Annotated in this window: 13 protein-coding genes and 1 tRNA gene; 7 read left to right on the top strand and 7 right to left on the bottom strand. The window is 61.2% G+C overall.

Annotated features, from left to right (window positions below):
* Position 1: 1 nt before the first annotated feature.
* Positions 2–559, top strand: a complete 558-nt coding sequence (locus ELH03_RS19485; RefSeq protein WP_011653702.1) for an HNH endonuclease — start codon at positions 2–4, stop codon at positions 557–559.
* Between the two features lie 74 nt (positions 560–633).
* Here the strand turns inward: ELH03_RS19485 and ELH03_RS19480 are convergent, their stop codons facing one another.
* Both ELH03_RS19480 and ELH03_RS19475 read right to left on the bottom strand, forming a co-directional pair.
* Positions 634–1,152, bottom strand: coding sequence for a disulfide bond formation protein B (locus ELH03_RS19480; RefSeq protein WP_018448094.1), 519 nt, complete (start codon positions 1,150–1,152; stop codon positions 634–636).
* 78 nt (positions 1,153–1,230) lie between these two features.
* Positions 1,231–1,821, bottom strand: coding sequence for a YqaA family protein (locus tag ELH03_RS19475; RefSeq protein ID WP_128403883.1), 591 nt, complete (start codon positions 1,819–1,821; stop codon positions 1,231–1,233).
* Between the two features lie 202 nt (positions 1,822–2,023).
* Here ELH03_RS19475 and ELH03_RS19470 point away from each other — a divergent pair, with 202 nt between their 5' ends.
* On the top strand, positions 2,024–2,308 hold the full coding sequence (locus ELH03_RS19470) for a hypothetical protein (protein ID WP_128403884.1): 285 nt from the start codon (positions 2,024–2,026) through the stop codon (positions 2,306–2,308).
* Between the two features lie 47 nt (positions 2,309–2,355).
* Here the strand turns inward: ELH03_RS19470 and ELH03_RS19465 are convergent, their stop codons facing one another.
* The gene (locus ELH03_RS19465) at positions 2,356–4,104 is read right to left on the bottom strand and encodes a cation:proton antiporter domain-containing protein (RefSeq protein WP_128403885.1); all 1,749 of its coding nucleotides are present in this window, start codon (positions 4,102–4,104) and stop codon (positions 2,356–2,358) included.
* A gap of 282 nt (positions 4,105–4,386) precedes the next feature.
* On the opposite strand from ELH03_RS19465, the gene ELH03_RS19460 reads away from it, so the two are divergent.
* Positions 4,387–4,671, top strand: coding sequence for a hypothetical protein (locus tag ELH03_RS19460; RefSeq protein ID WP_105007503.1), 285 nt, complete (start codon positions 4,387–4,389; stop codon positions 4,669–4,671).
* A gap of 169 nt (positions 4,672–4,840) precedes the next feature.
* A complete protein-coding gene (locus tag ELH03_RS19455; RefSeq protein ID WP_012759154.1) occupies positions 4,841–5,128 on the top strand; it encodes a hypothetical protein in 288 nt (95 codons plus the stop codon).
* A 239-nt stretch (positions 5,129–5,367) separates the two neighbouring features.
* Here ELH03_RS19455 and ELH03_RS19450 read toward each other — a convergent pair whose 3' ends face one another.
* Positions 5,368–6,225, bottom strand: coding sequence for a LysR family transcriptional regulator (locus ELH03_RS19450; RefSeq protein ID WP_128410915.1), 858 nt, complete (start codon positions 6,223–6,225; stop codon positions 5,368–5,370).
* Positions 6,226–6,335: 110 nt separating this feature from the next.
* Here ELH03_RS19450 and ELH03_RS19445 point away from each other — a divergent pair, with 110 nt between their 5' ends.
* Positions 6,336–6,794, top strand: a complete 459-nt coding sequence (locus ELH03_RS19445) for a DUF3237 domain-containing protein (RefSeq protein WP_018069222.1) — start codon at positions 6,336–6,338, stop codon at positions 6,792–6,794.
* A 123-nt stretch (positions 6,795–6,917) separates the two neighbouring features.
* On the opposite strand, the gene ELH03_RS19440 is transcribed toward ELH03_RS19445, so the two are convergent.
* Positions 6,918–7,002 (bottom strand) — tRNA-Leu (locus tag ELH03_RS19440).
* A gap of 125 nt (positions 7,003–7,127) precedes the next feature.
* Positions 7,128–8,423, bottom strand: coding sequence for an MFS transporter (locus ELH03_RS19435; RefSeq protein ID WP_018243762.1), 1,296 nt, complete (start codon positions 8,421–8,423; stop codon positions 7,128–7,130).
* A gap of 128 nt (positions 8,424–8,551) precedes the next feature.
* Between ELH03_RS19435 and ELH03_RS19430 the strand changes: the two genes are divergently transcribed.
* Entirely contained in the window at positions 8,552–9,130 is a 579-nt protein-coding gene (locus ELH03_RS19430; protein WP_128403887.1) for a TetR/AcrR family transcriptional regulator, read from the top strand.
* A gap of 97 nt (positions 9,131–9,227) precedes the next feature.
* Here the strand turns inward: ELH03_RS19430 and ELH03_RS19425 are convergent, their stop codons facing one another.
* Entirely contained in the window at positions 9,228–10,208 is a 981-nt protein-coding gene (locus ELH03_RS19425; RefSeq protein ID WP_128403888.1) for an aldo/keto reductase, read from the bottom strand.
* A 222-nt stretch (positions 10,209–10,430) separates the two neighbouring features.
* On the opposite strand from ELH03_RS19425, the gene ELH03_RS19420 reads away from it, so the two are divergent.
* Positions 10,431–12,062, top strand: coding sequence for an AMP-binding protein (locus ELH03_RS19420; RefSeq protein ID WP_128403889.1), 1,632 nt, complete (start codon positions 10,431–10,433; stop codon positions 12,060–12,062).
* The last annotated feature ends 33 nt before the right edge of the window (positions 12,063–12,095 follow it).

The following is a 12,095-nucleotide window of genomic DNA, read 5'->3' as shown; positions in this document are numbered from 1 at the left end:
CTTGACGATTGCAGTCTCCCCACAGGCCCTGCCGGCGCTCGTCCTGAACGCTGACTACCGGCCGCTGAGTTATTACCCCTTGTCGTTGTGGTCCTGGCAGGACGCGATCAAGGCGGTATTTCTCGACCGTGTGAACATCATTGCAGAATATGAACATTCGGTTTCTTCGCCGAGCTTTTCGATGCGTCTTCCGAGTGTCGTGTGCTTGAAGACTTACGTTCAGCCGTCCCGCAATCCCGCTTTCACCCGGTTCAACGTCTTCCTGCGCGACCGGTTCGAGTGCCAGTATTGCGGCGCCCATGACGACCTGACCTTCGACCACGTCACCCCGCGCGCCCATGGCGGCGAGACCACCTGGGAAAATGTCGTCGCAGCCTGCTCGCCCTGCAATCTGCGCAAGGGCAGCAAGCTTCCGAAGCAGGCAGGCATGTTCCCGGCGCAGAAGCCTTATCAGCCGACGGTGCAGGATCTGCACAATAACGGCCGGCTGTTCCCGCCGAACTATCTGCATGAAAGCTGGCTCGACTATCTCTACTGGGATACCGAACTGCAGCCCTGATCGAACGACCTACGCGCTGCGCATCCTTTCAGACGCGCAAAGGATGCTGCAGCGCTTTGAATTGCTGGATAATTTTACGAGGCCGCCTTGCGAACGCCGACAAAGGCGAAGGCTGCGAGCAGGATTCCGGCAATCACATTCCAGCCCGCAAAAGACAGGCCGAGCACGCGCAGCGCCGCATCGGTGCAAGACGGGCCCTTGATGGTGTTGAGCTCACCGAGCAGATCGCCGGCATTGGTCGTCATGCTGCTTGCCGTCGTCGAGCAAGTGGCCGGGCCGGGCCAGAAGTGCCATTCGACGCCGGCGTGATAAACACCCATGCCTGCCGTCACCAGCATCAGCATGCCGGCCGCGAGAATGAGCGCCCGGGTGATCCAGTTCGGCAGGCCGACGAGCTCGGAGATGGCGGCCAGGATCGCGATCGGGATGGCGTAATAATAGGGCTGGCGCTGCAACAGGCAGAGCGCGCAGGGGATATAACCGCCGATATACTGGAAGCCGAGGGCGGTGCCGACTGCCGCCGCCATGCCGATGGCGAGCAACAGGGAATAGATAAAGCCGGGGCGGGCGAGCGGCGAGGAAGTGGCAGTCATGGCTGAGCTCCGCGACGTTGGTAGAGCATGAGATGCGAATTCAGATTTTAGGCCTATTCGGCCAAAAATCATTCTCGCCTAGTGAGCGAGATAGCGGTAGGCGGGATATAACACGAGCACGGCGGCGGCGCCGACGCCGACGATCTGGCCGAGCCGCTTTTCGATGAAATCACGGATCGGCTCGCCGTAGCGGCGCAGCAGCCAGGCGAGGAAGAAGAAACGCGCGCCGCGCGCGACGATCGCCGAGACGATGAAAAGCCCCAGATTGACGTGGATGACGCCGGACAGGATGGTGACGATCTTGATCGGCGGCAGATGCGCAAGACCCGAGGTGACGAGCAGCAGCAGGATCCACTCGTAGGTGACATAGGCCTTCATCTGCTCGAAGGCTTCGAACTTGCCGTAGAATTCCAGGATCGGCCGCGCCACCGTCTCATAGGCGTAATAGCCGAGCGCCCAGCCGGCGATGCCGCCGAGTACCGAGGCGACGGTCGCAATCAACGCATAGCGATAGGAGCGTTCCGGCTTGGCAAGCGCCATCGGCAGAAAGAGCACATCGGCGGGGACGAGAAAGACGGAGCTTTCGACGAAGGCGATGACGGCGAGCCAGACTTCGGCCGATTTGCGCGAGGCCAAAGACATGGTCCAGTCGTAAAGTCTGCGGAGCATTCCGTTTCCTTCCTGTTGCGGTGCAAAAAGCTTTAGGGGCCGTGCGCGGCGCTGTAAATGCTCGCCCGTGTCCTTCCTGCCACCGCCGTCCAAAAATTTTCGTGATGCGGGGTGGCGGCGCCTCTCCCAAGATTTCACGGGATTGCGAATCGGCCATTCTGCGGCAAGCTAGTTTGGGGTCGACGTGCAGGGTGGTAAGAGAATGTTCAAAGTGATTGAAGGCGGCCGTGGGCAGGCCGCGCAAATAGATGACTGGTCCGAAGAGCGGCGCGGACCAAGCAAAGACGACGTGCGCCGCGAGGCTGCGCGACGGATCAGCGAGAGCGGTTATCATCTGTCCCGCATCCGGGAATTCGTGACCGGCGTGCCGATGCTGGCGTCTCTCAAACACCTGTCGCTGCAGATCGATTTCGCGGCCGAGACATTGTCGCGGCTCGACCCGATCCCGGAGGATTTCCGCTCCGATGGCTATTGGCCGGTGGGCTGAAGCAAACACGCTAGCGTGATTGCCGCTAAAATGCGGTGGTGTTTACGTCAGGACAGGTCCATCGACTTTTCCCGTTGCTGCCGCAGGACGTTCATTTCCGTCCGCTGCTGGGCCATTTCGCTAACGGCGGCGCGCAGATGGGGATGGTGCGACATGAACATGTTGAAGTCGCGCCGTTCGAGCACCTCGAACTGGCAGAAGTCGACGGCGATGACGTCGGCTGTGCGCCGTCCGCCGGTCAGTAGCGCCATTTCCCCGAAAAAGGCTCCCGGTTCCAGGCGGATCGCGCCACTGGCGAGCCGCACTTCCACCGCGCCCGAGGAGATGAAATACATGCTATCGCCCCGGTCGCCGCGGCGGATGACGCGTTCGCCGGGCGGTGCGGATTTCGCCTTGAAGAGCAGCAGCAGCTCCTCCTGCGCGTCCTCATCGACCTCCGAGAACAGCGGGAACGTCTCGATCAGCTGCTGCATCTTCAGTTGATGCTGGCGTTCGCGCTCTTCGCCGAGCGCCCTGATCTTTTCCAGTTCCTTGCCGAGCGCCTTCTGCCTGCTCCTGCCGTAGCTTTCCCAGAGGGAGGGCCATTTCGAATGGATGTATTTCTTCAGGCCGTCGGTCGCGAAGATCACGATTGGGTTGAGCGTGATCGACAGGATCGCGGCAGCCAGGATCAGATCCTGGCCCTCATGCGGCAGGAGCCCGAGTGAGACGCCGAGGCCCGCGAGGATGAAGGAAAATTCGCCGATTTGGGCAAGGCCGCCGGCCAATGTCAGCCCCATGCTGATCGGATATCTGAGCAGGATGACGATGAGGAAGGTGATAATGCCCTTGCCCAGGATCACGAGCGCCAGCGCGCCGATCACGGCCAGCGGCTGGCGCACCAGGATCGAGGGATCGAAGAGCATGCCGACGGAGACGAAGAACAGCACGGAGAAGGCATTCTGCAACGGCAGCGAGTCGGCCGCCGCCCTGTGGCTGAGCTGGGATTCGCTCATGACAACGCCGGCGAAAAATGCGCCGAGCGCAAACGAGACGCCGAAGATCGCCGCCGAACCGAAGGCGATGCCGAGTGCGATCGCCAGCACCGTCAGCGTAAACAGTTCGCGCGAGCCGGTGCGGGCGATCATCGTCAGCAGCCAGGGCACAATACGAGGGCCGAGGAAGATCGCCATGGCGGCGAAAGCTGCCACCTTCAGCAGCGTCAGCCCGATCGTCAGCACCAGCGGCAGCTCGCCGAGGCCGTGATTGGTCGTATCGCTGGCGTTACCACCCAGAAGCTCTGCCAGCGCCGGCAGCAGCACCAGCGCCAGCACCATTACCAGATCCTCGACGATCAGCCAGCCGACGGCGACGCGTCCGCTTGCCGCGTTGACGAGATTACGCTCTTCCAGCGCCTTCAGGAGCACGACAGTGCTCGCCACCGACAGGCTGAGGCCGAGGACGATGCCGGCGCCGAGGCTCCAGCCCCAGAGTTTGCAAAGACCGATGCCCAACAGGGTGGCGAGGATGATCCGTCCGATTGCACCAGGCACGGCGATGCCGCGCACGGCGAGCAGGTCAGAGGCGGAAAAATGCAGGCCGACGCCGAACATCAGCAGAATGACGCCCATCTCGGCGAGCTGGCCGGCAAGGGCGGTATCGGCGACGAAGCCCGGCGTGAACGGCCCCATCAGGATGCCCGCCATCAAATAACCGACGAGTGGCGGCAGCCGAAGCCGGTCGGCGGCATAGCCCAGGATCGCTGCGAAAACGAAACTGACGGCGACCGTCGCGATAAGTCCTACTTCCTGATGCACGTCCGCCCTCTCTTGTGATAGCGGCGGCCACTTTGGACGAAGCGCAAGCAAAATTAAACAGTTGATTTGGAAGACCGGCTACTGTTCGGGGGCCTTCGCTCTCATTTTGTCGGGTAGGATAGAATAATGCTGCAATTCCAAATGTTAAAGCGTCATTCTCAGGTCTAAAAAGATGCGCGGCGTTGTAGGCGCAGCCCTTTTTCGCGGCACGGTCGGGCCGTCACGATGTTGGAACCACTTGTGTCTTGCCTCGTTGCCCTTTCATCACGAAAGGAGAACGACATGCGAAAGATGATCTTGAACTGTACTGTGGCGGCCCTTGCCGCCTGCTCGTTTGCAGCGCCTGTTCTTGCCGACAGCGTCTATGTCAGGGAGCGTTCCTATGACGACGGCTATCGTCATGAGCGGGTACGACCCGGCATCACCATCAGCGAGCGTGGCGTCACTTTCGGTGCCGTGCGCGAACGTGAGCACCGTCGCTATCGCGATAATGGCTGCGAAACCAGGAGCGTCACCCGACAGACCGACGAAGGCGAGGTCACCAAGACGGTCCGGCGCTGCAATTAACGAAAAAATGTGCGATAAGGACGAAGCCCGGTTCCGACGAGCCGGGTTTTCGCCTTTTGTGGCACGAATATTTCAATGCAGTGGTGAAAGTCGTCCGTCGGTGTTATGAGCACGCCTTTGGTAACAGCGCGTTCCCAGCGCAAACACCGCCCGCACAGGATCTTTTAGTATGATTGAGCTTACGCCGTCCCAGATCGCCGCACTTAAACTCGCCAGGGATGGAGACCTTTATCCTCAGCCAGCCAATAAATGGACGCACGAGAACGCGACGGTGACTTATGCAAAAACTGACCGGTGGAAAGAGCGGCCTCAGAAAATAAAGTCGGTCACTGCCAAGACGCTGGGCGAGTTGAAGGAGCCGGGTTTTCTGGAGCGGCGGCATCTGGATGACGATGCAACAAAAGACGTCTACGGCATCACGATGGCCGGCAAGATGTGGCTGCTGAAAAACAAGTAAGCTCCGCTTAGGCGCTGAGTATTTTCACAAGCCTCCCAGCCTAACGGGATATGTCGGCCTCATATCCGACTTTACGGGAGGGACTTGAGATCGCAGCCAAAGCGACCTGGCCAATAAGAATTCTATCGGGTACGGGCGGCGGTCGAGGCGGTAATGCCGTGTCGTCTTTCGCTGGCGCACGGCCGCCAGCGACGGCGCCCATGATCCCGCCCAAGCCTTCACAGTGTCTTGGTTCGGAATTATGCGGCCTCACCTGCCTGCTCGCAAAGCCATGCGCAGAGCTGCCGCGGCGCCTGGCGCGCGTCATTGGCGCGGATGAGCGCAAAATGCCAGGCTGGCCCGCTCAGCACGTAGGGGAACGGCGCGATCAACCGGCCCTCGGTCAAAAGCGGCCGAAACAGCGACGGCGACAACAGCGCAACACCCACGCCTGCCAGCGCCGCATTGGCATCCAACTCGTGCGTGGGGTAATCGACCGCCAAAAAGCGCAAACCCTGCGGGGTCGCGCATTGAGCCTCCTTAAACCATTGCTCCCAATCAGGGTGCGGCAAAAGCTCGAAGTCAGCCAGCGCCTCCGGCGCGGCAAGCGTCCGCGTTCCAAGCAGGGAAGGCGACAGCATCGGCGTCACTTCTACGGGACCGAGCCGATATTCTTCCAGCCCGGCCCATCCACCGCGACCCGTCCTTATGGCGACGTCGAATGCGCCCGTGTCACGTGTTTCCGTCGAGACGTCGACCTCGATGACGGAAGCTCCGGGCGTAGGATAGCGCGCCAGACGCGGTGCAAGCCAGCGTGACGCAAAGGTCGGCGGCGCCGTGAGCCTGAGTGGCGGCGTCGCCGCCTGAAATTCTGCGAGCGCCTCACCGATCCCGGTTAATGCCTCCCGGACCCGGTTTGCCAGAACGGAGGCGGCGGCCGTCGGGACCACTCGCCGACCGGCGCGGATAAATAGCGGCTGACCGAGTTCAGCCTCCAGGGTGCGAATACGAAGGCTGACCGCCGCCGGTGTCAGAAACAAGCGTTCGGCTGCGCGCGCGAAGCTGCCGGCCGAGACACAGGCTTCCAATACGCGCAGAGACTCCAATGACGGTCGCATGATCAGCTTCCCTTCACGATCAATTTTATCTTGCGGTGACGACAAGCAAAGCGCGTTTTGAAGGCGGAACGCTCTGGTGCAATTTGGGAGCCAAGAATAGGAGATCTACTGTGTCCCTGCAATCTCAGCACCTGTTTACACTCTTTATCGCGCTTCATCCGACGCTGGAGCTTGGGCAGACGCCAGCCGGCGGCCGGCGCATTTTTCCTGTCTCGGGCGGACATTTCCAAGGGGAGCGCCTGAAAGGAGAAGTATCGCCGCTGATCGGCTCGGATCTCCTGCTCGCTCGTACCGACGGCACATTTCAGCAAGATGTCAGGCTCCTCCTCGTCGCCGACGACGGGGGTCTCGTCCTCATGACCTATCGCGGCATAAGGCGTGCGTCACAGGCCGTCGACGAGCGTTTGGCGCGCGGTGAAACGGTCGACGCTTCGGAATATTATCTGCGCACGACACCGTATTTCGAGACCGCCGCGCCTGCGCATGCGTGGCTCAACAGCATTGTCGCGGTTGCAAAGGGCGGCAGGTGTCCGGGCGGTGTCGAATACGAAGTCTTTGAAGTTCTATGACCGCGATATTGGTCCTCGCCGCTCTCTCACATTGCGGGCGGGGTTTTCCCAGATCGTCCACGCGAGACCACGCAGTCCGCTTGCGTTGCTTGAACTATCTGACGAAGAGCTTGAAGATTTTGATGGTGCCCCATGCCGGAGTCGAACCAGCACTTCTTTCGAAACTCGATTTTGAGTCGAGCGCGTCTACCAATTCCGCCAATGGGGCAACGGATACGAACGGGCGGCTGTCTAACATGCGAGCGCCCGGACGCGCAAGACGGGCAAGCGAAGTTATCGGACTGATCCGGTAGAGAGATCCAGCCTCGCTTCGAGGCCGGATCCTGTCTGATATCAATGGGCGGCGGCCGGTGCCGGGTTGCTCAGGCCGGACTTCTTCAGCGTGATCGCCAGGATCGAGGCCAGCAGGCAAAAGGCGCCCGCGACGAAGAAAGCCGGCAGGTAGCTCGAAAGCTCGGTGCGCGACAGGCCGGCGCCATAGGCGGCGGTGGCGGCTCCGAGCTGATGTCCGGCAAAGACCCAGCCGAAGACGAGGCCGGTCTTTTCGCGGCCGAAGCGGTCGGCGGCGATCTTGACGGTCGGCGGCACGGTGGCAATCCAGTCGAGGCCGTAGAAGACGGCGAAGATGGAGAGGCCGTAAAAGCTGAAATCGCTGAAGGGCAGGTAAAGCAGCGACAGGCCGCGCAGGCCGTAATACCAGAAGAGCAGCCAACGGTTGTCGAAGCGGTCGGAAAGCCAGCCGGAACCGATGGTGCCGAAGAAATCGAAGATGCCCATGACGGCCAGCACACTGGCGGCAGCCACCGGCACGATGCCGAAATCGCCGCAGAGGGTGACGAAATGGGTCTGGATCAGGCCGTTGGTGCTGAGACCGCAGATGAAGAAGGTGGCAAAGAGGATCCAGAAGGTCGAAGTCTTCGAGATTTCCTTGAGAACGGTGATCGGCGTCATCAGCGCAGCGCCGAGGGAGGTGCTTGCCGGTGGCGGCGTCACCTGCGTCTCGCCGAAGGAGGGCAGGTTGAGGTCGGCGGGGCGGTCGCGCATGAAGGCAAGGACGGCAAGGGCTGCGACCATGATCATGGCGCAGACGAAAAACACCGTCGATCGCCAGCCGTAACGTTCCGTCAGCTCCGCCATCAGCGGCAGAAAGACGAGCTGGCCGGTGGCTGAGCTTGCCGAGAGCATGCCGACGACGAGGCCGCGATGCTTGGTGAACCAACGGCTGGAGACCGTTGCAGCGAGCACCATGGCCGTCAGACCCGTGCCGAAGCCGACGACGATACCCCAGAGCAGCAGCAACTGCCACAGCGTCGTCATGAACAGCGAACCGACGAAGCCGGCGCCGATCAGTGCCAGTGCGAAGACGATGACCTTGCGCACGCCGAAATAATTCATGAAGGCGGCGGCGAACGGACCCATGAAGCCGAAAAGGATCAGGCGGATCGCAAGGGCCGAGGAAATCTGCGAGGTCTCCCAGCCGAACTCATCCTGCAGCGGCTTGATGAGAACGCCAGGTGCGCCCATGGCGCCGGCGGTGACCAACATGGTGAGGAAGGTCGCGGCAACGACGACCCAGCCGTAATGGATGTTGCGCCGGGCAAGGGTGGAGGCGAGGGCTGTGGAAACCATGGGCAAGATTCCGTTTGAATTCAGGTTCGAGAAGATACCGGATCGATTTACATGATGGTCATCATATTTCTTGCGTATTGATGATGGACGTCATATATTTTGTCAAGCGACTATTTCTGGAGATGACGATGCGGGTCAGCCGCGAAAAATTTGCCGAAAACCGCGAAAAGATCCTAAGCGTTGCCGGCGTGCTTTTCCGCGAAAACGGTTTCGACGGGGTCGGCGTTGCCGACATCATGAAAGCGGCGGGGCTGACGCATGGCGGCTTCTATGGTCATTTCGATTCGAAGGACGACCTGGCGCTGGAGGTCAGCCGCAAGCTGATCGACAGGGTCGAAACGCGCTGGAAGGAACATATCGCCGAATCGCCGGACCGACCGCTGGCCGCGCTTCTCGACCATTATATCCACTGGCGCACGGTTGACGATCCGGGCGGCAGCTGCGTCTTCGCAACGCTGATCCAGGAGGTGAGCCGCAGCCGCGGCGCGGTCCGTGAGGTCTTCAGCGATGGTCTGTCCGTGCTGGTCGATACGCTCGCCGATATCGTTCCCGGCGAAACGGAAGAGGAGCGTCGCGCCAATGCGACGACGACGCTCTCGTCGATGATGGGTGCTGTCATTCTTGCCCGCGCGGTCGAGGACAGGGCGCTTGCCGAGCAGTTTTTGGTGACGATGCGCCGGCAGCTCGATTCCGGCAATCGGACATAATCTCAGTCGCGGAAAGCCTTGGTTTCGATCTCCCTCTCCAGGCGGAGAGGGAGAGAGGATCTGCCTTGCATATGCCTGAGGACCGAGAAGCCAGCGACTACTTGAAGCCGGCGATGGCGTGCGGGATGTAGGGTGCTTCCAGTGCCGCGATTTCCTCGGCGGTGAGCTTGACCGAGAGTGAGGCAACGGCGTCTCTGAGGTGGTTGGGTTTGGACGCACCGATGATCGGGGCGGTTACCGCACTCTTCTGCAGGATCCAGGCGGTTGCGACCTGGGCGCGGGAGATGTTGCGGGCCTTGGCGATTTCGGCCACGGCCCCGACGATCGTGCGGTCGGCATCGATGGACTGCGTGTAGAGCGTCTTGCCGAATTCGTCCGTCTCGCTGCGCGCCGTCGTCTCGTCCCAGTCGCGGGTCAGGCGGCCGCGGGCAAGCGGGCTCCAGGGGATGACGGCGATTTTCTGATCCTCGCAGAGCGGCAGCATTTCGCGCTCTTCCTCACGGTAGAGCAGGTTCAGGTGGTCCTGCATGCTGACGAATTCGGTCCAGCCGTTCAGCCTCGAGACGTAAAGCGCCTTGGCGAATTGCCAAGCATACATGGAGGAGGCGCCGATATAACGCGCCTTGCCAGATTTGACGACGTCATGCAGCGCTTCCAGCGTTTCCTCGATCGGCGTCGTGTAGTCGAAGCGGTGGATCTGATAGAGATCGACATAGTCGGTGCCGAGACGACGCAGACTATTGTCGATCTCGTCGAAGATCGCCTTGCGCGACAGGCCAGCGCCGTTCGGCCCCGGCCGCATGCGGTTGAACACCTTGGTCGCCAGCACGATGTCCTCGCGTTTGGCGAAATCTTTGATGGCGCGGCCGACGATCTCCTCTGATGAACCGTTGGAATAGGTGTTGGCGGTGTCGAGGAAATTAATGCCGAGGTCGATCGCCTGCTTGATCATCGTCCGGCTTTCTTCTTCCCGCAGGCTCCAGGCATGATTGCCGCGGCCGGGATCGCCGAAGGTCATGCAGCCCAAGCAGATTTTCGACACTTCGAGGCCAGTCTTCCCAAATTTTGCATATTCCATGAAACGACTCCGTGATGAATTCGATGATCCCAGGCTGCCTTCGATGATTTAGCGCGAGATGGCGAAAGTCGCAGGGGCGGCAAATGAAGAATCTTTGCTGCATGCGCACAATGATCCGTGATCGGCTTTTGAAGCCGCGCTCGTCACTGCCGCTTCTGGCTTCAGCTTGCACATCCGAGCTGCAAGGTGTTAGCTGATGCAGCATTTTACCGGAATCCGACCATGCAACTGCCGTCCCACGATCGCTACGACGATCTTTATCGCGATTTCTCCTGGCGGATTCCGGAGGATTTCAATATCGGCCGCGCCGTCAGCGACGACTGGGCGGCCCGGGCGCCCGAGCGCGTCTGTCTCGAACATTTCAGCCCGGACGGCGATCACCGTGTGATGACCTATCAGGCACTCGCCGACCGTTCCTCGGCCTTTGCAAATGCGCTCGTTTCGCTTGATATCAAACGCGGCGATCGCGTCGCGCTGCTATTGCCGCAGTCCTTCGAAACGGTGATCGCACATGTGGCGATCTACAAGACAGGCGCGATTGCGCTGCCTCTGGCGCTGCTCTTTGGTGTCGAGGCGCTGGAATACCGGCTGCAGGCGGCAGGTGCTGTGGCCGTCGTCACCAATGGCTTCGGTCTCGAACGCATCCGGCAGATCCGCGGGCGCCTGCCGGCGCTGAAACATGTCATCAGCATCGACGGGGCGAGTGCCGATGCGGCCGCTTTCGCCGAACTGGTGGATGGCTATCCCTCTGTATTCGACGTCGCCAAAACCGGTCCGGACGATCCGGCGCTGATGATCTTCACTTCGGGAACGACGGGGCCGCCCAAGGGCGCCTTGCATGGCCACCGTGTCCTGCCCGGCCATATTCCCGGCATGCAGTTCGCCCATGAGGGTTTTCCGCGAGCCGGTGACAAGGTCTGGACGCCGTCCGACTGGGCCTGGGCGGGTGGGTTGCTCAATGCGCTGCTGCCGAGCCTTCTGCTCGGCATTCCTGTCGTCTCGTCGCCAGCGCAGAAATTCGATGCCGACATGGCCTATCGCATCATGGCGGAGATGAAAGTGCGCAATGCCTTCATTCCGCCGACGGCGCTAAGGTTGATGAGATCCGTTTCCGATCCGCGCTCGAAATATGATCTGGTGCTGCGCACCATCGGCTCAGCCGGGGAGGCGCTCGGCCGCGAGACCTATGAGTGGGCGCGTGGTACGCTCGGCATCACCGTCAACGAATTCTACGGCCAGACGGAGTGCAATTTCGTACTCGCTTCTAGCGCTGCCTATGGCGTCACCAAGGCGGGCGCCATCGGACGGGCAGTGCCGGGGCATCGCGTCGCGATCGTCAGCGAAACGGGCGACGAGTTGCCCGTCGGCGAACCGGGCCAGATCGCCATCGCCAGTCCCGATCCTGTCATGTTCCTCGGCTACTGGGACGATGCGGTGGCGACGAAACGAAAATTCGCCAAGGGCTGGCTGCTTACCGGCGATATCGGCCGGCAGGACGCCGAGGGCTATGTGACCTTCGAAGGCCGCGACGACGACGTCATCACCTCGTCGGGATACCGCATCGGCCCGGCCGAGATCGAGGACTGTCTGATCGGCCATTCCGCCGTGCAGCTTGCCGCCGCCGTCGGCAAGCCCGATACGGTGCGCACCGAGATCGTCAAGGCCTATATCGTGCTTTCACCAGGCCATCACCCAAGCGAGGCGCTGGCCGCCGACATAAGGGAGTGGGTGAAGACGCGGCTTTCGATGCATGAATATCCCCGCGAGGTGGAATTCATCGATGCATTGCCGCTGACGACCACCGGCAAGGTGATCCGCCGGCTGCTGCGGGAGAGGGCGGCCAGCGAGCGATAGAGCATTTCCGGACGCAAAACCGCTAGGCACTTC

The sequence above is a fragment of the Rhizobium beringeri genome (assembly GCF_004306515.1).
GTDB classification, from domain to species: domain Bacteria; phylum Pseudomonadota; class Alphaproteobacteria; order Rhizobiales; family Rhizobiaceae; genus Rhizobium; species Rhizobium beringeri.
This window is presented reverse-complemented; position numbering and strand designations above follow the sequence as displayed.